23 protein-coding genes are annotated in these 19730 nt (G+C 41.2%); 4 read left to right on the forward strand and 19 right to left on the reverse strand.

Annotated elements, in window-relative coordinates; translation table 11 throughout:
* The 6 genes from AAC978_RS03800 to AAC978_RS03825 form a co-directional block, all read right to left on the reverse strand.
* Positions 1 to 181 (reverse strand): hypothetical protein (locus AAC978_RS03800; RefSeq protein ID WP_341546657.1); only part of this gene is annotated, 181 nt, incomplete at its 3' end.
* A gap of 126 nt (positions 182 to 307) precedes the next feature.
* Positions 308 to 514: a twin-arginine translocase TatA/TatE family subunit gene (tatA, locus tag AAC978_RS03805; RefSeq protein ID WP_341546659.1), complete on the reverse strand. Its 207-nt coding sequence runs from the start codon at positions 512 to 514 to the stop codon at positions 308 to 310.
* Between the two features lie 273 nt (positions 515 to 787).
* Positions 788 to 1123: a rubredoxin-like domain-containing protein gene (locus AAC978_RS03810; protein WP_341546661.1), complete on the reverse strand. Its 336-nt coding sequence runs from the start codon at positions 1121 to 1123 to the stop codon at positions 788 to 790.
* Between the two features lie 166 nt (positions 1124 to 1289).
* A complete protein-coding gene (locus AAC978_RS03815; protein WP_341546662.1) occupies positions 1290 to 1616 on the reverse strand; it encodes a thioredoxin family protein in 327 nt (108 codons plus the stop codon).
* 47 nt (positions 1617 to 1663) lie between these two features.
* Positions 1664 to 3481 (reverse strand): putative ABC transporter permease subunit, encoded by a 1818-nt coding sequence (locus AAC978_RS03820; protein WP_341546935.1) that lies wholly within the window; start codon positions 3479 to 3481, stop codon positions 1664 to 1666.
* A gap of 23 nt (positions 3482 to 3504) precedes the next feature.
* Positions 3505 to 4284, reverse strand: coding sequence for an ABC transporter ATP-binding protein (locus AAC978_RS03825; RefSeq protein ID WP_341546663.1), 780 nt, complete (start codon positions 4282 to 4284; stop codon positions 3505 to 3507).
* A gap of 356 nt (positions 4285 to 4640) precedes the next feature.
* Here AAC978_RS03825 and AAC978_RS03830 point away from each other — a divergent pair, with 356 nt between their 5' ends.
* Positions 4641 to 5123 (forward strand): hypothetical protein, encoded by a 483-nt coding sequence (locus AAC978_RS03830; protein ID WP_341546665.1) that lies wholly within the window; start codon positions 4641 to 4643, stop codon positions 5121 to 5123.
* On the opposite strand, the gene AAC978_RS03835 is transcribed toward AAC978_RS03830, so the two are convergent.
* The 7 genes from AAC978_RS03835 to AAC978_RS03865 all read right to left on the reverse strand — a co-directional run bounded on the left by AAC978_RS03835 (position 5072) and on the right by AAC978_RS03865 (position 10626).
* The gene (locus AAC978_RS03835) at positions 5072 to 5875 is read right to left on the reverse strand and encodes a hypothetical protein (RefSeq protein WP_341546667.1); all 804 of its coding nucleotides are present in this window, start codon (positions 5873 to 5875) and stop codon (positions 5072 to 5074) included. The genes AAC978_RS03830 and AAC978_RS03835 overlap by 52 nt on opposite strands.
* The gene (locus tag AAC978_RS03840; protein WP_341546669.1) at positions 5869 to 6567 is read right to left on the reverse strand and encodes an ABC transporter ATP-binding protein; all 699 of its coding nucleotides are present in this window, start codon (positions 6565 to 6567) and stop codon (positions 5869 to 5871) included. The genes AAC978_RS03835 and AAC978_RS03840 overlap by 7 nt, the downstream gene beginning before the upstream one ends.
* The gene (locus AAC978_RS03845) at positions 6567 to 6935 is read right to left on the reverse strand and encodes a GntR family transcriptional regulator (protein ID WP_341546671.1); all 369 of its coding nucleotides are present in this window, start codon (positions 6933 to 6935) and stop codon (positions 6567 to 6569) included. Before AAC978_RS03845 ends, AAC978_RS03840 begins: the two co-directional genes overlap by 1 nt.
* 253 nt (positions 6936 to 7188) lie before the next feature.
* Positions 7189 to 7701: a flavin reductase family protein gene (locus AAC978_RS03850; protein WP_341546673.1), complete on the reverse strand. Its 513-nt coding sequence runs from the start codon at positions 7699 to 7701 to the stop codon at positions 7189 to 7191.
* Between the two features lie 89 nt (positions 7702 to 7790).
* On the reverse strand, positions 7791 to 8414 hold the full coding sequence (locus AAC978_RS03855; protein ID WP_341546675.1) for an HD domain-containing protein: 624 nt from the start codon (positions 8412 to 8414) through the stop codon (positions 7791 to 7793).
* A 258-nt stretch (positions 8415 to 8672) separates the two neighbouring features.
* Positions 8673 to 9815: a TolB family protein gene (locus AAC978_RS03860; RefSeq protein WP_341546677.1), complete on the reverse strand. Its 1143-nt coding sequence runs from the start codon at positions 9813 to 9815 to the stop codon at positions 8673 to 8675.
* Between the two features lie 130 nt (positions 9816 to 9945).
* Entirely contained in the window at positions 9946 to 10626 is a 681-nt protein-coding gene (locus AAC978_RS03865; RefSeq protein WP_341546679.1) for a CYTH domain-containing protein, read from the reverse strand.
* 220 nt (positions 10627 to 10846) lie between these two features.
* Here AAC978_RS03865 and AAC978_RS03870 point away from each other — a divergent pair, with 220 nt between their 5' ends.
* Positions 10847 to 11257, forward strand: coding sequence for a rhodanese-like domain-containing protein (locus tag AAC978_RS03870; protein WP_341546680.1), 411 nt, complete (start codon positions 10847 to 10849; stop codon positions 11255 to 11257).
* A gap of 172 nt (positions 11258 to 11429) precedes the next feature.
* Here the strand turns inward: AAC978_RS03870 and AAC978_RS03875 are convergent, their stop codons facing one another.
* The 3 genes from AAC978_RS03875 to AAC978_RS03885 form a co-directional block, all read right to left on the reverse strand.
* Positions 11430 to 12029 (reverse strand): cytochrome c3 family protein, encoded by a 600-nt coding sequence (locus AAC978_RS03875; RefSeq protein WP_341546681.1) that lies wholly within the window; start codon positions 12027 to 12029, stop codon positions 11430 to 11432.
* Between the two features lie 98 nt (positions 12030 to 12127).
* Positions 12128 to 13054, reverse strand: coding sequence for a hypothetical protein (locus AAC978_RS03880; RefSeq protein WP_341546682.1), 927 nt, complete (start codon positions 13052 to 13054; stop codon positions 12128 to 12130).
* A 91-nt stretch (positions 13055 to 13145) separates the two neighbouring features.
* Positions 13146 to 14930: an FAD-dependent oxidoreductase gene (locus AAC978_RS03885; RefSeq protein ID WP_341546683.1), complete on the reverse strand. Its 1785-nt coding sequence runs from the start codon at positions 14928 to 14930 to the stop codon at positions 13146 to 13148.
* Between the two features lie 447 nt (positions 14931 to 15377).
* Between AAC978_RS03885 and AAC978_RS03890 the strand changes: the two genes are divergently transcribed.
* Positions 15378 to 15971: a TetR/AcrR family transcriptional regulator C-terminal domain-containing protein gene (locus AAC978_RS03890; RefSeq protein WP_341546685.1), complete on the forward strand. Its 594-nt coding sequence runs from the start codon at positions 15378 to 15380 to the stop codon at positions 15969 to 15971.
* A 92-nt stretch (positions 15972 to 16063) separates the two neighbouring features.
* Here the strand turns inward: AAC978_RS03890 and AAC978_RS03895 are convergent, their stop codons facing one another.
* Complete coding sequence (locus AAC978_RS03895) at positions 16064 to 16402, reverse strand: GtrA family protein (RefSeq protein ID WP_341546686.1); 339 nt, start codon at positions 16400 to 16402, stop codon at positions 16064 to 16066.
* A gap of 69 nt (positions 16403 to 16471) precedes the next feature.
* Positions 16472 to 17419 (reverse strand): glycosyltransferase family 2 protein, encoded by a 948-nt coding sequence (locus tag AAC978_RS03900; RefSeq protein WP_341546687.1) that lies wholly within the window; start codon positions 17417 to 17419, stop codon positions 16472 to 16474.
* Positions 17420 to 17531: 112 nt separating this feature from the next.
* On the opposite strand from AAC978_RS03900, the gene AAC978_RS03905 reads away from it, so the two are divergent.
* A complete protein-coding gene (locus AAC978_RS03905; protein WP_341546688.1) occupies positions 17532 to 19217 on the forward strand; it encodes a DUF6056 family protein in 1686 nt (561 codons plus the stop codon).
* A gap of 59 nt (positions 19218 to 19276) precedes the next feature.
* On the opposite strand, the gene AAC978_RS03910 is transcribed toward AAC978_RS03905, so the two are convergent.
* Entirely contained in the window at positions 19277 to 19648 is a 372-nt protein-coding gene (locus AAC978_RS03910) for a DUF5412 family protein (protein ID WP_341546689.1), read from the reverse strand.
* Between the last annotated feature and the right edge of the window lie 82 nt (positions 19649 to 19730).

The following is a 19730-nucleotide window of genomic DNA, read 5'->3' on the forward strand; positions in this document are numbered from 1 at the left end:
CCGATCCACACTGGCTGTAATTCGGAATCATGTCAAATTCCTTGGCGATTGAGATGGCAATCTGATTATCTTTACCCAAGTTAGACACAATACATTGGCTGTGAACGTCGCAATTTTGTTCTGAGCTGTGTATCAATTGCCCACCTTTATTGCAAAATACGCAAGTTTTATTCGATTCCATCCTCTGCATCTCCCTCTCAAGTCTATCTCTAGTTTCAAATTGTTTTATGTGTAGACTCTACTATGAAAGTCCTTTTAATATACCATTGGAGATTATTGCAGAGCAATGGGCATATTTTCCTTCAGTCTACTCTTCTTTTTCTTCCTTAGGGTTTACCTTCTTCTCCTCACTGATGATCTCAGCATCAACTGTATTCATTTCCCTCCGAAAATTCTTAACACTCTTATTCAACGACTTTCCGACCTCAGGAAGCTTTCCTGGGCCAAAAATAAGGAGAGCAATAATAAGTAAAATAACGGCTACCATTGGTGTAATCATCCCAAAAGTTATCATATCTTCACCTCAATTTCTTTAGTCCATTTAAAAATCTAGTTATTTTATATTACCCAGATTTCAAATAATCTTGTCTTCATTATATAGTAGTCACCCATTTATTGCTAGAATCTTATTAACAACTATCAAGTAGAAACATTAATCAGAAATCACCTTAAACAAATTATATAAAAGGGCTTAGCCGTGAGTCTAACACTTCACGTCTAAGCCCTAATTTTGCAAATTGCATAGTCAAATCAAGAGAACCTGAATCACCTACAGCAGTTTACAGGATTACCATTTACCCACTTTCATATGGGCAGCTAATTCAGCTTTGCATCTTTGTTTCATGGTCCAAGCTTCATTGATCGCTTTTTCGAAGGTAATCACACAGTTAGGATCCAAATTATCTTCGATGCCTTCTTGGCTAAGCTTAATAATCTTGTCAGCCAACGCGATAACTTCCATGTGGATCACGTTAGTCTTGTCTGAACGGTAAACTTTTTCAGCGGCTTCGCTTGAAAGTTCTTCAAACTTCTCCGCTGGAGCACCGCATTTAGGACATTTTTCTGGTGCAACTTCACCTTCGCCAATAAAACCGCAGACTGTACACTTAAATAATTTTTTCATCAGTGACCCTCCTTCATATTTATCAAAACAATTTTGATAGGGTGCCTTAGTTTATATTATTTACAATTCTATATTGTTTTTAAAAACCCTTCATTTTAAGGCAAATACTTTATTTCATTTTCTCGTCATCCATGCTATTTTCCTCATCTATGCTATTTGATTTCCCTCACTCTATGACTTGTTCAACCAAGCGGGCAACATTTTGGAGGTCGATAAAACGACTTTCTCTGAGTATTTCCTTTCCCTCGTGCATAACTAGAAGAGTGGGCACAGTAAAGACCAAGGTTTGACCGGCCACTTCCCTATGTTTCTCGATATCGATTTCCACCACTGGGATATTATATTCGTTCGCTAATTTCAATACCTTGGGCATAAAGACATGGCAAACGTTGCAACTGGAAGAACTGAAGTAGAGAAGGTTAAGTTTCTTTACCTTCAGTAATTGTTCCAGATGTTGTTGATTTTGAAGAATGTGATGAATTTCACGGGTCATTCTTAACTCCTACCTTCATTATTCTTTAAAGAGATGCTTAAACACCTCTACTTCTTCTTTTTCTTCTTACTCGTAATTATTTCTACTCGGAAGCCTTTTCTACTTTGTCGCACCGTGGCAGCCATAAATCCAAAAAATACGGTTGCCCATACGATTAAGGTAACCGGAGCCCCAATGAGCACCCGAGCCCAAGTGGTCCAAAGCAAGGGGCGACTAAGGAGGTAAAGAGCGTAGAGAAGGGCTGACCAGAATCCGCCTTCATAGGTATAGGGAGGAAGTCCTTGCAGAAATACTACCAACTCATCGGGACGGAATAGATAGAGAAGTCCTATGGACAATAAGAGAACGAACAGCATATTGACGAAGTACATAAATAAAGAACCACCGGGTGAAATGCGCTGCTGCGGACTATCCGGATTAAACCGGCAGTTATTGATCGAGTAAAACAGTCCGATGGAGCTGGAACCAAAAGAGAGGAAGATCGCACCGATGGCCAAGGCTAGGATCATAGTGGTGCTTAGATTAATAGCCACCGCTGTTCCCACCAACAAAGCTTCCATCAAAACTAACGTGGGCAGTACAGCCGCCAACAGTTTCCCCCAAACCACGGGCCATCCCCCTAGAGGAACGCTGTTCAAAAGCCAATCGGATTCCCCTTCTCGGCCAAAGGATTGGAGGGCCATGTTTCCGCTAAACATAATGGTATACATGATGAAGATCGTGATCAGCGAGCTCTCCGAACCCGGAGTGGCTGCAAAGAGGTACTGGGCAATGAAGAAGGCCATAATAATCAAAGGAGTTAGATAACCAAACCACTCTCGACTATCCCGCTTTAAGTAAAGCAAGTCTTTCTTCGCGACAGACCAAGCACCGTACAGCAAGGAGGCCTTCTGTGTACTTACTTCATCCTGAGTTAAAAAGCTCTTGACAGGAGATTGCTGAGATTGCTTTGCTACAGAGGAATCTGAAGCAACAGTCATCGAGCTAGTTTTCCGCTGTTTAGTCCTCTGCCGTCCACCCTCTCCTTGACTGAGGGAGATAAATCCCCTGCGGAACCCCCGTTCCACTAAATTAAAGGCAAGAATGAAGAGCAAGACTCCCACAAAGAGGATCAGGAGACTCCACCCGAGACCGCTTAAAAATTCTCCCGAAATCCCAGCTACTAAAGACTGGGCACCCCAGCCCCAAGGAAAATAATTCATGACGTTTAGGAGCTCTTGATTGCCTGTAAACCAAGCCGACATATCGACTTTTTCATCCTGATTCATGAGCATATTAGGAATTTGAAAAAATAGGGCAATCATAATACCCGCCAAAGCACCGATAAAACCAACAGCTTCCTTACTACGATGGGGTGGGACAAGGCGCATGACCAGCATATTGAGAAGCTCAGCGATAGCCGTTCCCAAGGCTAATAACCCTAAAGTTACCAATACTACTAAGACATAAAAGGCAACCCCTGCCTGAAAAAATAGACCATAAAAAAAACCCGGCAAAAACACGAAGAAAGCGGCCGCAACTAAATTGCTACCGATGACAGTCAGAGACTTAACCGCAAATACAGCTTTGAGGGAAACGGGTGCCATAAAAAGCAGTTCTAAATCCTCCGACATATAGAGAGTAGCAAAGGCTGCCGTAATCCCAAAGAAGATCTGACTTACTAATCCCCCCAGAAAGAGCAAGGAAAGAAATCCCTGAAGGGCTTCGTAAGTCATCGATTCTAAAGCCCCGTAAGCTAGGTAACCCAAAGAAGAAATGAAGGCAAGGATACCTAATGCAATCAACAAGCCCACAAGGATGGTTTTCTTGGCACGGTACCGAAATTTGTTCCAAGACACGCGAAGTTGGCTTCTTAAGAGCAGCATAAAATCTTGACCGAAGGACTGGCTCACTGGCGATCCCCCTCCAAGCTTTTGAGTAGTTCGTCATTTTCCTGTCCACCCGTGAGCTCCAGAAAGATATCTTCGAGACTTTCTCCACCATGACCGACCTTTTGACGCAATTCCTCAGGACTTCCTTGGGCGATAAGTTGTCCTGATTTGAGAATACCTACCCGATGGCACATTCGTTCGGCAATTTCCAAGATATGCGTAGAGATAAAGACCGCTACTCCTTGCTTGGCTAGTTCTTGTAAGACATCCTTTAAAAGCCGAGCACTGGCCGGATCAAGCCCTACCGTCGGTTCATCCAAGAGTATTACCTTGGGCTGGTGAATGAGGGCAGAAGCTAGGACGACTTTTTGGCGCATACCATGGGAGTATCCTTCTAAGAGTTCATCCGCTCGTTGTGAAAGACCAAACATCTCCATGAGTTGCTCAGCTCTTTTCCGAGTAATGTCCTTAGGTATCCGATAAAGAGCCCCCATCAGCTGTAGAAATTCCCAAGCCGAAAGCTTGCCGTAGAGTTTAGGTTGATCAGGAACATAGGCCATCATGGCTTTAGCTTCAGTTGACTGCTTGCGCAGATCATATCCACAGATAAAGGCTTCTCCTGCACTAGGCTCCATCAGACCAGTCAACATTTTGATGGTCGTGGTCTTCCCTGCTCCATTGGGACCAAGAAAGCCAAAAATCTCCCCTCCCTTAACCTCAAGATTAAGGCCGTCAACCACGGGGACATCCCCATAGCGCTTAGTTAATTGATGGGTCCGGATTAGTGCCTGATCCATAGGTTAACTCCCTTCTACGGATTCTTGTATATTAATAGTTTGGTACTCAAAAAGATATTCTAATCACTAAAAAAGACATTCTAATCACTAAATAAGTGCTGACAAAAAGCAAAAGCAGGAATTCATACTCCCCGCCTCTAGCTTTTGCATTAAAATCCTCTTCTAAGGAAATTATAGCCAATATATGGTGTGTTATCAAGAACTTCAAGCTTAAGGAGTAGATAATGGATAGGAAAAGATCATTTATCTTTTGGCTTTATATCTTATTATGCGCCTCGATTATCCCCATGTTTCTTGTCCATCTTGCCAGTTTCAACTGGTTATCTACGGGGATGTGCCTTCTCACATGGCTATTCATGTCTATTCCATTTCTGTTGGAGAAAAAATACAAGCTACTCATCCCCCAAGGCTTTCTTACAGTCTTGTTCCTCTTTTTCTATGCTTCAATGTTTCTCGGTACCGCCAACCATTTCTATATACGATTTTGGTGGTGGGACAAGATGCTCCACGGGTCTTCTGGATTAATTTTTGCTCAGATGGGTTTATTATTAATGATGTACCTGAATCCTACCCTTGAGCAAGAGAGTCGACACAACCGTATCCTTGCCGCACTATTTGCCTTTTCCTTCTCTGTTGCTGCCGGTGGAGTGTGGGAGATCTATGAGTATTCTATGGATAGTATCTTTGGCACCCTCTATCAAGGGGTAGGAATCGATGATACCATGTTAGATATTATCCTGGATGCGCTCGGGGCATTGTTTTTCGCCTTTGTTCTATACTTTGGTCCTTATTCTAAATTCAAGCGCTTGCTTAATATTCTCTCTGTGATGAAGAAGTAAGTTGTGGTTATTAGAGCAGAAATAATAAGGGTAAAGACGATAAAGAAGTGAATCTGAGTCTCCATCGAATGGAAATTTGCTGAGTTAATTACAAAATTGTGGTCATAGTTATAGCCTAGGATTGTTGTGATTACCATGGTGATAATTTGGGTTAAAGTATTGAGACCGATAAAAGCAGCAAAGGAAGCTAGGACGCGGTGCTGATTGAATAAGCTGCCGATGGCAATGGATGCATAGAGGATCAAAATCGCCGAGGCTAAAGAAAAGATGATTCCAAGGATAGCCTCGAAGGAATACAGATAGATAGAAGCGCCTAGAAAATCAGATACTTCTTGTATGGACGGCCCTAACTCTCCGATGAACCGTCCCCAGTCCCCCGCTCGATAGCCGATCATGACAATGGAGATCATAGCAATAACAATGCTGAGCACGACCCAAAACATGGAAATCAGCATTTTGCTGACGATGTGCTGCCAAGGCTTAACAGGTAAAGTAAACATGAGGTAGCCTTCTTCGGAGAGAAGGTTCTTATAGAAGCGTTGAATGGTCATAATCAAGGTCATAACAAACATGCCAACCATTACCGAAATATACATGACCATACTGATCACAGCAGGTGTTCCCCACTGTTGTCCCGCGCTGAAGGCGTGCGTTAAGCGTGCAATCAGGGCAAAGGCTAGGGCAGCCAGAAATAAGGGCAGGAAGATTCGCCCTGTGGCCTTAAGTTCGTATTTCATAAGTTTGCTTAACATTTGAACACCTCCCGGAATAAGGCATCAACAGACTTACCCTTTTCACTGCGAATTTCATCCACTGTCGAGGTCAATGCTACTTGCCCTTGATTAATGAATACCACATAGTCAAGAATATTTTCAATTTCTGAAATGAGGTGCGTGGAGATAAGGACAGTTGCCTTCTCGTTATAATTACTTAAAATCGTTTTCAAGATATAGTCACGTGCTGCTGGGTCCACTCCACCAATGGGCTCATCTAAAAGATAAAGATCCGCTTCACGGCTCATGACCAGAATCAATTGGACCTTCTCCTTGGTTCCCTTGGACATGGTTTTCAAGCGATCGTTGGGATTTATATTGAGGTTTTTCAGCATATCGTAAGCCTTCTCCGGCTTAAAATCCTCGTAAAAATCCTGGAAGAGTTCAATAATTTGATGAACCTTCATCCAATCGTTGAGATAGGTTTTTTCCGGGAGGTACGAGATAAGCTTCTTAGTCTCGATTCCAGGTCTCTTTCCCGCAATAAGAATCTCACCACTAGTAGGGGTCAATAGCTCATTGGCCAACTTAATGAGGGTGCTTTTGCCGCTACCATTTGGTCCTAACAGGCCCACGATCTGACCTAGCTCTAAAGTCAAATTAAAATTACTTAAGGCGACCTTGGAACCATATTTTTTTGTCAATCCCTTGCATTCTAGGATCGGAGTCATTATCTCATCTCCTCCGCTAACTTATTGATGATAGTTAAAACCTCTTTTCGGTCAAAGCCCATCATTTTCATTTTTTCGAGAAATTCGAGAATCTGCTCTTGGGCAACTTTTGTTTTTACCAGCTCTACCATTCGTGCATCCTCCGTTACCGACCGACCGCTCGTGCGGTAGGTAATAATCAATCCATCTTCTTCTAATCTGGCTAAGGCTCTCTGCATGGTGTTGGGATTAACGGCTGCTTCTTGGGCCATATCCCGAACCGATGGGAGCTTCGATCCTAAGGGGTACACTCCAGAAAAAATGTTTAACTGAATCTGTTCAATGAGTTGGGTGTATATGGGTCTGTCATTTTTTAGTTCCCATGACATGGTCTCACCTCTTGTTTTGATGTATTATTGTATTAAGCCCTTAATACAATAATACATCATTCTCTTCCGATGTCAAGATAGATGTAAAATATTTAATATAAATAGAAAGCCATGACTCGGAGCCTATTCCTCTTTATTGAGCAATATCTCCAAATCATGGCTATTCAAATACATTTGTTTTCAGATCTTCACTCTGCTAAACTCAATGGTCAAATCTAGTTTTTTCGTTATGCGATAGCAAAATTTCTATTAGTTATTCCTCCACAAGAATTTTTTCGATTTCGACCACATACATGGTGTGGTAATCCTTGAGCGGATAGTTTTTCTCATCGATTCCTGCTTCAGTAAAACACTCGGGCTTTAACTCTTGAGCATAAAGCTTCTTGCAAAAGAGGGTGATTCTTGCTTCTTCAAAATAAGGCGTCCCATCTTCGGCCTTCAAAACAGTTAAGCCGGATTCTTTAATCTTATCTTCATCTCTGCCTGATACACGGCCCAGATAGCCCAATTGCTTTTTGTGTTTGGAATCAAAGAAAGATAGCGATAAGCTTCCTGAATGATCTACAAATTCCTTCGTGTAACGGGTAGGGCGAATGAAAATATAGGCCACATTCTTATTCCATAGTACACCAAATCCCCCCCAAGAGGCTGTCATAGTATTGACTTTGGTCTCATTGCCTGCGGTGATAAGCATCCACTCTTTATCTAAAAGTTGAAATGGGCTGTGGATAAATTGTTCAGGGCTAATCTCCTTGAATTCACGCATAATCTGATTCTCCTTTTTAAATAATGTTAAACTTTACTCTATACAATTTTTGTACATATATTGAGTAAAGGTGTGCTGTTGAATCGAAGTTATTGAAGGATCTCCCTACACCTGATTAAGAACTTCTCTATGGTCTGCTCTTCTTCCTGCTTTTTTTCTTGATTCATTTCTCCTCTACCTAAACGGTCGCATAAACCCAGAAGAGCAATTTCTTCAATGGAGACCTCTGCGGCCATTTTCTTAACATTGGCAAAAGGCAGTCCCTTGACTACGAAGAGAATTTGCATATGCCAGCGGACCATTTTGGCCACTTGCTGTATGAATTGCGCATCTTGGGTTAACTCACTTAGAAATTGACTGGCTAGCATCTCCCCCTCTAAATCATGGTCATAAGAAGTGATTCTCCCTTTGCGTATACGGGTCGTGGGAGCTTTACCTAAATCATGAAGCAAGGCAGCCCACATGAATACCTGAGGGCTTTTGCTGTTATGCTTTCTTTCGGCAGCATTGTCTAGAACCATGAGGGTATGATTCCAGACGCTACCTTCGGGATGGTGCTTCGGAGATTGGGGTGTGTTTTTTAACGTTCCCAGCAGGGTAAAGGGGTATTCGGTCTCAAATATACCTGTATTGCTTAATTCAATTATGTAGTCTGAGGGTTTATTATCTTTCATAAGCTGATTGTCGATTTCTTGAAAAGTTAGGCTTATCATGTTTCGTTCTCCTTACAGAGTTTAATCTATTCATGATTGTTTCATAGTGTACCCAATGTAGAAAGGTTATTTCACAATTTGCAACGAAGTTGTATTTCTGGCCTAAATATAGTGACTCAACTGTTAGCTCGACATACAAAAACAACGTGGAAGTCTAGCAAAAAAGTGACCCTGCACTCTTAACATGCAGGATCACTTTACCTAACAATACCTGACTACCCAACTTATTTACCTAACAATACCTGACTTAATTCTACCTTAAAATGAATCATCCATAATCTCAGGATAGGTCAACGTCATTCCTGTGATTTTATTGGTTGGCTTGATTTGTCTCGGATATTGAGCTGGATCGGTGTCAAAATTAAAGGCTAGGGCAGCAGCGCCTTCTACCTTAAAGATTCCATAAAGGGTTCCACCATGAATGCTCTCCGGCTCTACATATTTCGAGCGATAGGCTGCGAATAATTTTTCAGCGCTATCCCCCATTTTTACCCCTAGATTCGTAACCGCATCTGGGGAGGATGCAGTGATTTCCAAAACAGCACCAGACTTTTCCCCGATAAACACTTTATAGCCTTCATAGTCCCAACGATAGACTTGCTCCGGGAAGTGACCTGTTTCTCCACTCGGTGCAGTCTCTTTATAATTCTTTCCTAAGGCTGCTATCACTTGTTCGCGCGTATCCCCGAGATGCACTCCAGAAATGCTAGGTCGAATATTTTTGGTACTCTTCTTTTTGGTTTCTTTGCTGAGGATATCCTCTTCAGTGTAATTGATGTTTCCCTCTTGATCCCAAGACTCTACTTTGTAGTAGGTGTCTTTTGCCCGCCAGAAATATTCACTGTCCTCTTCACCAAGGGTGTAAATCTCTAAGGATCCCCAAATATCTCCATATCCATGGAACTCACTGCCATAAGCGATAGCCTTGCTATCGGAACTCCAAACAGGAGTATGCATGCTAGTGGGCTTAAAAGAACCTTCTTTTAAGGTTTCGGCATTTATGATGCCATTGCTGGAGCCATCGCCTAGCTTTTCACTGATGATAAAGTAATTGCTATCAGGCGACCAGGATAAACTACGAGTCGTGGGCTGAACATCCCTAACGAATTGAGCTTTTTCCTCTCCTACCTGCCATAGATAGGCTTCATCTAGGCCTTTCTTCTCAGCATTTCCGGTCTGGAGATATAGCACTTGGGTGTTGTCCGGTGACCATGTAATGTTAAAGATATCTTTATTTCCCCCTAAGGCTGAATCAATCTTATCCTTGGTCATTTCCTGAGAGTTGTTAGTTGAACCGGGTGGTTTCGGATCATTATTTGAACCCGGCAAAATCGAACAGCCTGTAACTATTAAGGCTACACTAAGCAGTAATGATCCTATTGTTATTGATAATTTCCTCATAATAACCTCCTAGTAAAACTAATTCGGTATAATCCTGCACAAATGGTTCCCGTTTTGACTATCCTCATTTTCATATCATTAGACGTAAGTATCATGATAAATCTGTCGTGGAAGTTATTGCTCAATAGACTCAGTCACCGGTTGAAATCTTGTTCAATAGCCCAACAAGTATTAGTCCGCGATAATATTTGCTTTGATCTTCTGGGGTCAATGAATATTTCTGCGTAAGCACGTTACCCAGTTCCAGCACATTTTCCATGTGGCCACTTTTAAGTTCAAGTTCAAGCTCAGAAATCGGTTCCTTTTTTGCGTCTGCTTCAATCTCTCCAAGATCAAGGGCCAATTCAATCACACTGCCATCTTCACAAATAAGATCAAGCGAAGTGCGTTTAAAACGAGTTGTAAAAATCGGTAAAAGGTCGCCTTTGCCTATATTTCTTTCCAGCTCTTGCCCAATATCTAAATCTATGAAAGGTTCTAAAGATGGCTTATTATCACTCAACTTACGATTCCATTCGCTACGAATGGATAGGCCTTCACGGGAAGAACCATAACCTTTAATAGTAGCAGTATACTCCCCTGCCGAATTGCGAATTCTATAGCATACTTGATTGTCAAGCAAGCGATAATCGAAGGTGTCATAATAGGTTGTGATATTTTCTTTGACTAAGGGCCTGAAGCCCCGACTTAACTTTATAATTAGGGAGTCCTTCAATATGCTCTCCACAAGTTGGGGGTCATGAAGTTTAAGCTTGAGCTCTATTTCTTGAAAATCCTCATGACTAGCCACATTGTTGATTTCGATATCCATTTTGTAGCCTCCTTAGCGCGCGTTCGAACGATTCTCCGGCGGGGTGTTCTATTGATAGTTTATCATCCCAACTTGAATAAATCACTTGTTGCGATTGTTTTCATTTTTGGAAGGAGTTGTTTATGAGTATCTCGAATTAATAGCTTATCCAAAACAAATAGCAGCTTTGCCCTGTTTAGGAAAACATCTAGTCTAGTCACAATTAAAGGAGGAGTAATATTTGGAACTATTTAACAACAGTCTCTGGGGATATATTTTGATCTTTATCTTTGCTGTGCTAATAGGATTTTTGTTTAATACTTATTCTGTCCTACTAAACAAGAAAGTTAAAAATATTAATGCTGATGAAGCCTATGAGCTAATCAAAAACAATCGAGATTCTGTCGTCCTTGATGTTCGCTATAAAGAAGAATATGTGGACGGTCACATTGGAAAAGCAAAAAATATTCCACTTAATGTATTGGAAGTCAGAATCAGTGAACTTGGAAAATATAAAGATCGTCCTTTGATCGTCTATTGTGCCTCAGGTGCCAGAAGTATTAGAGCTGTAAAAATTCTCCTAAAGAGAAACTTCAATCAAATTTATCATCTTAAAGGTGGCCTTAAGGGTTGGGATCATCCTTTAAAATAAATTGTACTGGGAAGTTCGGCATATTGTAGCTTATTGAGTCAGGAAATCTAATAAAAGGGGCGCTACATTTTGAACAAGATGTTTACTGTTCAAGATGTAGCGCCTTAATCTTTGTCATGCCTTCTTGTATCTTATTGAGGGGCAAGTTCCCTTTTGTAGCACTTCAGTAGATTTAGTGGCATGTATAACAGGTCAGTTCCCCAGTGTGGTGACAGCTCAAGCAATTTGCTTTATTATCATATTCCATATGCATTTTATGGCATTTATAGCATTCAACATTTTCTTCATGGTTTTCATTGGGTCGAACATGAGGATTAACATAACTGCCGTCTTTTTTCTGTAGCACAGTACTATCTACTGTTCGGGCTGCTATCTCTTCATAAGATCCATGACACTCAAAACACATTTCTTTTGGCATTCTAACATTGATTGTCTCAGGGATTTTAGAATCACCTTTGTGTGCTTCTTGAAGGTTTTCTAGCCCATGACAATCCACACATTTTTGACCTGCTTGGGCATGTACTGAAATAGTAAGAATGCTGTTTCCCATAGATTCCACATTCTTAGAATGGCATAGAGAGCAGTCCATGTCCGCTGACCACCACGCGCCAGATGTTGTAGTTGGTGGAGTGGGCTGTTCGGTTGCTGGTGGAGTTGAAACTCTAGCTGTATCCGTCGTCTTCGGAGGTGTAGTGGAATCAGCGGTTGCTGAGCATCCGACAATGATTCCCACCATCACGAGTGATATGGACAAAAGGAATACTAGCCTCATTGCGTTGTGTCTTTTCAGGTTGATCACCCCTTGGATTATTTTTTTCCTGCTTAATAATACCGATTCCTTATTTCCTCTTCTACTTTTCAATTTCTTGCCTACAGTACAGGATAATACTCCAAATCAACCTTTATCTTGGTTTCCTCTATAATCTCAACAGTCACCTGGGAGGATAGAAAATTATCTTTTGTAACATACAACTCCTGCTTGCCTCCAGGCACTTCGAGACTGGCAATACCATATTCATCCACTGTTGCTTTGTATAAACCCAGCATGACGTATGCGCCCTCTATAGGTGTATTGTTGTATTTATCTAACACCTCAATCGTAACCTTATATTCCGGTGGCTTTGCAGTACGGAACAAGAAGGTCTCTGCATTGATTTGGTGTTGTAGCTCTAGGTATTGAGTATGACCTTGAACAACCCATTTGTGGAGACTTTCGTCTTCTGGTGCGTCGATTTCTTGCTCTGACCAGTACGTTCCATTGGTCTGGGGTAGCACTTCTTCTCCTAACTTACAAATAGTCACCTGCTGATGGTTTTCATCCTCGATAACTATAGGAAGACCCGCAAGAGAACAGCTAGCTGAACACTTGGCACCGATTTTAACCTTGAATATTTCTCCTTGGCTTACAGGAGAGGGTACACCCCAGACACTAAGCGAAATTACATGCGGCTTAACCGTAAACGAAATTAGCACTGAACTTTTTTTATATGACATACCTTCTTTTTGCTGAGCAGGGAAAAGTACAGTCCAAAGGTATTCATCGGGTTGATCTGGAGCTTTGATCCATATATCATGGGTTTCATTATTTGCTCCGTCAAATAGTGCGAGCTCAGCTTCTTTTACTACTTCACTCAAAGCATTAAAAATTATAATCTTACAACCCAAAAGGTCACTACTGCATCCACTCTTAACCCTTATTCGGAATAATAGATCCCTTCCAGCATCGACTTCCTTTGGAACTGGATTTATCAGCTCGATTGTGGTTATATGCTCTGAGTCATGTATGAACTTCTCCATAGCAGTCTTCTCCTTGTTGATCGTTTTAGATTTAGTAAAGAGGGCCTAGACATTTCCCGGCCCTCTTTATCCATAGGTCTTATTTTAGATTTTATGACCAGGGAGTTAGGGTAGCTACGTTTTTACCTGCAACACGTCCGCAAACGATACATTCAGTTAAGTTACCTCCAGCTTGATAGGTAAATTTAAATACAGAGGATATTTCACCGGCGGTATAGAGTCTTGGTATAGGATTAGCATTCCAGTCAAGAGCTTCTCTCTTGGCATTGGCATCAATTCCGCCCTTGGTATTGGGTCCTCCCGGATAAAGCTTCATAGCATAGAAAGGTGGTTTTTCAACCGGACCCATCGTTGCCGGAGTTCTACCAAACTCTTTATCCTCTCCAGCAGCACAGAATTCGTTAAACTTCTTTACATTATCTACTAGAGTTTTGGTATCAATAAGCTCACGGTTTTCAGGATCAGCCTTGATCTTCTCAGCTAATTCTTCAAGAGTATCTGCTTTGAGTATCCATCCCCTTTGAATGGCATCCATATTATCTTTGGTCCATGGTAGGAAACCATAGCCCACTGTGGATCCCGTCATATTAACAACTGCACTTGAAGCTCGCCGGGTTTCATCAAAAATAACCCAACTTGGAATACGAGGATAATTCATGGTGAGAAGATCATAATGTACAGCTTCCTTGTAAAATTGATAACGGTAAGGTCGTTTGGAATCTGTGATAATATGCTCATCGGTATATCTCTTGCCGAAGTTATCGACAATCACGCTATTTTTAGAAGAGGTTACACTTGTGTTAGATCCCATCTTGAGACCTTTTTTCTCAAAGTGCTCTCCATGGGGGAAAGCGGATTCAATCCGGGAAGCTGCTTTAGCCACCTTGACTAGCCCTGCACCAACAAGGATAGCCATCTCGATGCCATCACCCGTATTAAAGGTTGTACCATAGAACCCCCAGCCCGATACTCCAGGTCCCTCTAGGAAGGCTCTTCGCATGGGCATATTATATTCATACCCACCGCTTGAAAGAACAACTCCCTTCTTGGCTTTAATTTTAATTTCTTTGCCTTCTTGTGTAGCGATAACACCCTGGATTTCTCCGTTCTCACCTTGAATCAATTTCTTTGCAGGAGCGCTAAATAAAAGTTGAATTTCTGGGCGTTTTGTTTTGATTCCTTCTTCTACAAGGGCCCAATAAAAAGCTTCCCCGGCTGATTTTTGCTCTTTAGGTTGCTCGTAGGCTGGAACCTCACGGTTAGCATTTTGAAAATCTTTATATCGAGTACTAATGGTCTTACCATATTTAGCTTCTTTAAACTTGGGGAACATAGGGAAAGAAGCCTCTCCACCAGGAGCCATACCAGCAGGATCTAGATCAGGGGCTTGAGCCATTAAAAACTTTTCAACTTCCATGATTCCATCAGCAAACATTTCTGCCATAGCGGCGGATACGTGTTCTTGCTCACCTTCATTTTTCCAGGGAATATTCTCACCGCTCATCATAGCTTTGATATATTCAACCCGCGCTGCTCTATCACCGGTGGGGTCGGGATTGTGCCATACGCCGCCACTCATTCTCGTGTTCGGATAATGCTTATCTTTAGCTTGTTTTTCCAATACTAGAACTTTGGCTCCGGCGTCATGAGCTTCAATGGCAGCTGCAGCCCCTGCACCACCTAAACCAACGACAACAACATCTGCTTCATAGTCCCACACCTCAGCAGGAGTAGGAGTACTTTTGGCCGTACCTTCCGAGCAGCCTGCTAATAAACCCGTGCCAAGAACTGCTCCTCCGGCTAAGATACCGGTATTCCGCAAAAAGTCTCTCCGGGATAATTGCTTTCCATCAGCGTCTGTTCTTTTCTCTGACATTTCTTTCCTCTCCTTTTTCCTAAATATTATTTTCACAAACTAAGCCTTAATCTATTTAAGCTCCCACCTCCTTTTTTAATACTAAACGTGGTAGTGATACAGTCTTATATCTTTACACAATTGAACGAAAAGTAAATTTCCCAAATTTACTCCAATTAATGTAATCCATGTTATAATTGTAACAAGCATATCAATCTATTTGAAGTTACACTTTGATTAAACTGTAAATTCTTAAATATCTTTTTCAACATCTATCTTGTATTTCTGACTCAAATTGTTTCCAAGTGGCATTATCGGCTATATTCTTATGTAAGTATGTCATTTTTTTCTCCTGAATTGATGTTCTAAAGGAATCTAGTTTTTAATTCTATTTATAATGACAATTGAGTTCAACTTAATGTAAGGGGTTCTTTAAAACAGGAATTCTATATTAAGGAGCACTGCAAGATGAAAAAATACCACGAAGTGCAATTGCGAATATTTCACGACCTTGGTTACCTACTGGAAAAAAATAATTTTGACCATCTTAGCATCAAACAACTTTGTGATGAGTGTCACATTTCTCGTCAGACTTTCTATCGGTATTTTCAGGATAAATATTCGGTAGTCACTTGGCATTTTGAGCTTTTGGCTAAGGAAACTCTCCATGAAGTCGGGCGTACACTTACTTGGTTACAGGCACATATCAAATTATTTACTGAACTGAATAAAGAAAAAGCGATATATGCTCATGCCGCCTATTCCGAGGACTACAACGCAATTAGGAGATATGCATATCGTCACTCAATAGAAATCTATACCACAACACTAATTGAGTATAAAAAGATCCAACCAACTGCCCACTTACTCTTTCAGATTGATGCTGCAGCCTTTATTGCGAGTGAACTTACTTTCAGATGGGGGCAAAGAGGTATGAAAGAGTCTCCAGAGGAGCTTGCAGAATTAATTGATAGTGTACTCCCCTATGAGTTAAAGGATATTTTCGAAAGAGATCTAATACAATCAAGTCAGTATTTTACTAGATCTGAAAGATATCATTAACAAGGTATTCACGTACATAGGCAAACTATCATTATACCTTTGAAGGGTGAGTAGAAAGAGCATCGATAGTCTAAGACTCTCTGATGCTTTTTTCAATTAACAAAAACAACTTTCCGATAGAGGAGAAAATTCCACACTGTTGCTGCGCCCATCATAAAAAATTTTGCCCAAAAATCTATCACTCCCCAACTCACAAGGAGGGTAATCATCCAAGTTGTAAAAACCATATTAAACAGGATGAGCGTGATATACAAAAGCAAGCTGCGACTGACCCTAGTATTACTGCGAAAGGACCAATTGCGATTCATTAAAAAGTTTACTCCTGTGGCAATCCCAACGGCTAAAATATTTGCTGGGACCACATCAAACTCCATTACCCGACGCAATCCGAGGAAGATAAGAAGTTCCAGAAGTGCCGTGGATCCACCCACGATTAGGTATTTGGAAAAAATACAATCCCCTCCCCCTAAAACAATTGAATAAGCATCATTGAATAAGGCTTATTGAATTTTTCGACGGATACTTTTGACCTCGCTTTTTTTCTGCTCAGTGACGATGTAGCGTGGTCTTCCCTTAACTTCGTCGTAGATCTTAGAAATATAAATTCCGATAATGCCAAGGCTGATCATTATGCAGCTGCCAATTCCCAGGGTTAAGATGATGACTGTCGTAAAACCGGTAAAGGCTTGACCGCTAAACTTCATATAGAGAGTCTGACCAACTAAGACCACGTCAAAAAGCAGAAGCGCAATCCCTAGTCCAGTAATAATGTGTAGAGGCATGGTGCTAAAGGATGTTATAGAATCGATAGCCAACTTGACTAAACTTTGTAAAGACCACTTAGATATCCCTTCCCTACGCTCTTGAACCTCGAAAGGAATCTGGATTCGTCGGTACCCTAGCCAAGCCGACATCCCTCGGAAAAAGGTATCGGTTTCTTTTAGAGTCTTCCAAGCTTCTACGACCTTACGGTCTAAGAGTTTAAAATCCGATGCATTGGTTAGATTAATTCCAGTGGCTTTATTAAACAAGCGGTAATAGGTCAAGGCGGCAATTTTCCCTCCAAGGGTTTCATTACCCCTCCTAACTTTGACCCCCTCGACCACTTCATATCCTTCTTCACGCCAGAGACGAACCATCTCCGGAATCAGCTCAGGAGGATGCTGGAGATCTGCATCAAGGATCAAGGAAGCATCACCGGTTGCAGCCTCTAGTCCCGCACACAGAGCTGCCTCCTTACCAAAGTTTCTACTGAATTTGAGAAGGAATACATTATTAAAGTCTTCAGTTAATCTCTGCATCTCAGACCACGATCCATCCGTTGATCCATCGTCAATCAGGATAATTTGGTTTCTAATCTTTGCGCTTAATACTATGTTGCGGATTTTTTGCACACTAGCGTATATTTGCTTTTCTTCGTTATATACGGGCAGGATAATTGAGATCAAAGAACTTCCTCCAACTAGAGATTTTATAGTTTGAGCAATGCCAATAATTGCTTGCTCTTACTCAATTATTGACGTAAGCCCTCTACTTTTATACAAAACTTGGAGTGATATCTTGCTTAAAGATGCATTCATTAAGGTGAAGCAGAGTTCTAAACTAACTGTGAGAGAAGGATTAATCCTGATCTTATTTCTTTTAGCTATGATCTGGATTCATCGCTACATTTTCCTATATGCAGATGATTTATACTACAGCCGTGATGCCCAATATGGGCTAAGCTACCTGCCGAAAGCCATATTAGATGAACTGAATTCCAATGGTCGTGCTTGGATTGGTGGGGCTATGGTTCTGATTCTTAAACCGCAGATCGAGCTTTTCCGCCTTCTCAATCCCCTTGTACTTGTTCTGGTCGTCTATGTCCTAGCCAAGATGGCGACGTTCTCTGAATCCTCTTTGAATGCCAAAAAGGGCAACCCTGTTTTTTGGATTGCCCTACTTTGCAGTTCTTTATTCTTTCTGTTTTTGCCTCTAAGAATTGCCCATACCACGGTTTATTATGCTGCCTGTGCCTTTAATTATCTTTATCCCATGACCCTAGCGCTATTATACTCCTATCTGCTCTATACCCAAATCAACTCCGACAGTCAACTCAGAAAGGGGTTGCTTATTCTCCTGGGCTTCTTTGTCGGCTCTTCTACTCAGCAAGTAGGGATGATCGGGATCGGTTATACCGTGATGATATCCATCTATCTTTCCTTATACCGCAAAAAATTACCCTTTAAAACGTTTCTTCCCTTCTATGGGGTTATGCTATTGGGTTATGGAATCGTCACCTTTGGTTCTTTCAAACGTTTACTTTGGGAAAAAACCGCGGGGAATGATGTAGTACTCATAGAAGTGATTACTGAACTTCTCAAGACAAATCTGTTTTCTTTACCTGCTGCTCCCTTTGTTTTACTTATCGGCTTAAGTTGTATCTTTTGGCTTATGGTAAAGCCCCTTCACAGTTTGCAGATCATCTTTAACCGATTCTTGAGCATTAGTTTGAGCTTGGCCTTAATCGGGTATATCTACTTTCTTCTTTATAAGGAGGTTCCTATCGATCTAACTCAAGGAAATCTTCTCTCCATTTACGGGTTGAGTGTTATAGGCTTCTCTTTTCTTTATCTTTTCTCCGTTGTTTACACTTCAGCTTTCCTGCTCGTAAAGAAAAACTACCCTTTCTTGCTCTTTAACAGCATCAATGCAATCGGCGCTCAAATCATGTTGGTTGTGGTGGAGGCTCGTTATGCAGCAGCTTATAAGGTCATGTTTCCTTCACTGCTCTTATTGAGCGTTTTTATGTTTTATTCCTTCCTTGCTTTCCGGAGGAACAATCTATACTTATCTTTGGCTTTTTTCTTGGTTACACTAAGCCTTCAGGAAAAGCTCCTTGCCTTAACAGCCGGTGGAATTGTTTTACTCACCCTTGTACATTATCTTTTTACTCGGTCCCGAGTCGAAGGGTCTGAACGAAAAGGCAAGTTTCTGCGGTACAGCATGGGCGCGCTTTTTAGCCTTATCTCTGTTGCAACCTTCGGAGTTACGTTGCACGGCTACTACCAGGCATCTATTCCGCAAAACTATAACCTTGGAGCAATTAAGCAATACCATATGGTAGAAAAAGAAGGAGAACTGGTCCTGAAAAAAGTGCCTCCAAGCTACTACGGCTATAATCTAGGGAATTGGAATAGCATGCCCTACTTTATGAAGCAGTGCTATGGAATCAAGGAAGATACACCCATAAAATACATCAAATAATCAAGCCATAATTACTCCTCTCACCTATGTGTTTTTCATTTTTGAAGATGCGACATTTCTTAATTCCTTCTATAATCATAGATCTCAGAATTAACATTGATTTCTATGTTATTAATCCTGATTATTTCATAATTTATCCATACCATGTCAGCTTGTTTCGAATGGTACTGCCAATAAATATTCTTGATTTTGCCATTTATATTATTCTTCATTCTGCATAATACTGCATAATCAGTTGTGGCTCCGCCATTATTTAAATAGGCTGTCACTGTATATGTTCCATTTGGCGAAGTAGATTCAGCTAGATATTCTTGACCACTAATTCTTTGGATGTCAAAAAATGCCCAGTTAATCGCATAGATTATTCCACCAGCCAAAATTGCTAAAGTCAGGAGTACAAATAAAAGTTTCTTCCTTATCTTTTGATTCATATTATTAATCCTCCAAGTCTATCCAATGCATACTGTACTCTTGCTATGATAAATAGAAATCTAGTACAGTAGCCTAATCCCG

The organism is Desulfitobacterium sp. THU1, from assembly GCF_038181555.1.
Taxonomy (GTDB): Bacteria; Bacillota; Desulfitobacteriia; order Desulfitobacteriales; family Desulfitobacteriaceae; genus Desulfitobacterium.

Excerpts from the sequence above, each read along its gene's own strand:
- tatA (WP_341546659.1), bottom strand. The coding sequence starts at position 514 with ATGATAACTTTTGGGATGATTACACCAATGGTAGCCGTTATTTTACTT.
- AAC978_RS03810 (WP_341546661.1), bottom strand. The coding sequence starts at position 1,123 with ATGAAAAAATTATTTAAGTGTACAGTCTGCGGTTTTATTGGCGAAGGT.
- AAC978_RS03815 (WP_341546662.1), bottom strand. The coding sequence starts at position 1,616 with ATGACCCGTGAAATTCATCACATTCTTCAAAATCAACAACATCTGGAA.
- AAC978_RS03820 (WP_341546935.1), bottom strand. The coding sequence starts at position 3,481 with ATGCTGCTCTTAAGAAGCCAACTTCGCGTGTCTTGGAACAAATTTCGG.
- AAC978_RS03825 (WP_341546663.1), bottom strand. The coding sequence starts at position 4,284 with ATGGATCAGGCACTAATCCGGACCCATCAATTAACTAAGCGCTATGGG.
- AAC978_RS03830 (WP_341546665.1), top strand. The coding sequence starts at position 4,641 with ATGTCTATTCCATTTCTGTTGGAGAAAAAATACAAGCTACTCATCCCC.
- AAC978_RS03835 (WP_341546667.1), bottom strand. The coding sequence starts at position 5,875 with ATGTTAAGCAAACTTATGAAATACGAACTTAAGGCCACAGGGCGAATC.
- AAC978_RS03840 (WP_341546669.1), bottom strand. The coding sequence starts at position 6,567 with ATGACTCCGATCCTAGAATGCAAGGGATTGACAAAAAAATATGGTTCC.
- AAC978_RS03845 (WP_341546671.1), bottom strand. The coding sequence starts at position 6,935 with ATGTCATGGGAACTAAAAAATGACAGACCCATATACACCCAACTCATT.
- AAC978_RS03850 (WP_341546673.1), bottom strand. The coding sequence starts at position 7,701 with ATGCGTGAATTCAAGGAGATTAGCCCTGAACAATTTATCCACAGCCCA.
- AAC978_RS03855 (WP_341546675.1), bottom strand. The coding sequence starts at position 8,414 with ATGATAAGCCTAACTTTTCAAGAAATCGACAATCAGCTTATGAAAGAT.
- AAC978_RS03860 (WP_341546677.1), bottom strand. The coding sequence starts at position 9,815 with ATGAGGAAATTATCAATAACAATAGGATCATTACTGCTTAGTGTAGCC.
- AAC978_RS03865 (WP_341546679.1), bottom strand. The coding sequence starts at position 10,626 with ATGGATATCGAAATCAACAATGTGGCTAGTCATGAGGATTTTCAAGAA.
- AAC978_RS03875 (WP_341546681.1), bottom strand. The coding sequence starts at position 12,029 with ATGAGGCTAGTATTCCTTTTGTCCATATCACTCGTGATGGTGGGAATC.
- AAC978_RS03880 (WP_341546682.1), bottom strand. The coding sequence starts at position 13,054 with ATGGAGAAGTTCATACATGACTCAGAGCATATAACCACAATCGAGCTG.
- AAC978_RS03885 (WP_341546683.1), bottom strand. The coding sequence starts at position 14,930 with ATGTCAGAGAAAAGAACAGACGCTGATGGAAAGCAATTATCCCGGAGA.
- AAC978_RS03890 (WP_341546685.1), top strand. The coding sequence starts at position 15,378 with ATGAAAAAATACCACGAAGTGCAATTGCGAATATTTCACGACCTTGGT.
- AAC978_RS03910 (WP_341546689.1), bottom strand. The coding sequence starts at position 19,648 with ATGAATCAAAAGATAAGGAAGAAACTTTTATTTGTACTCCTGACTTTA.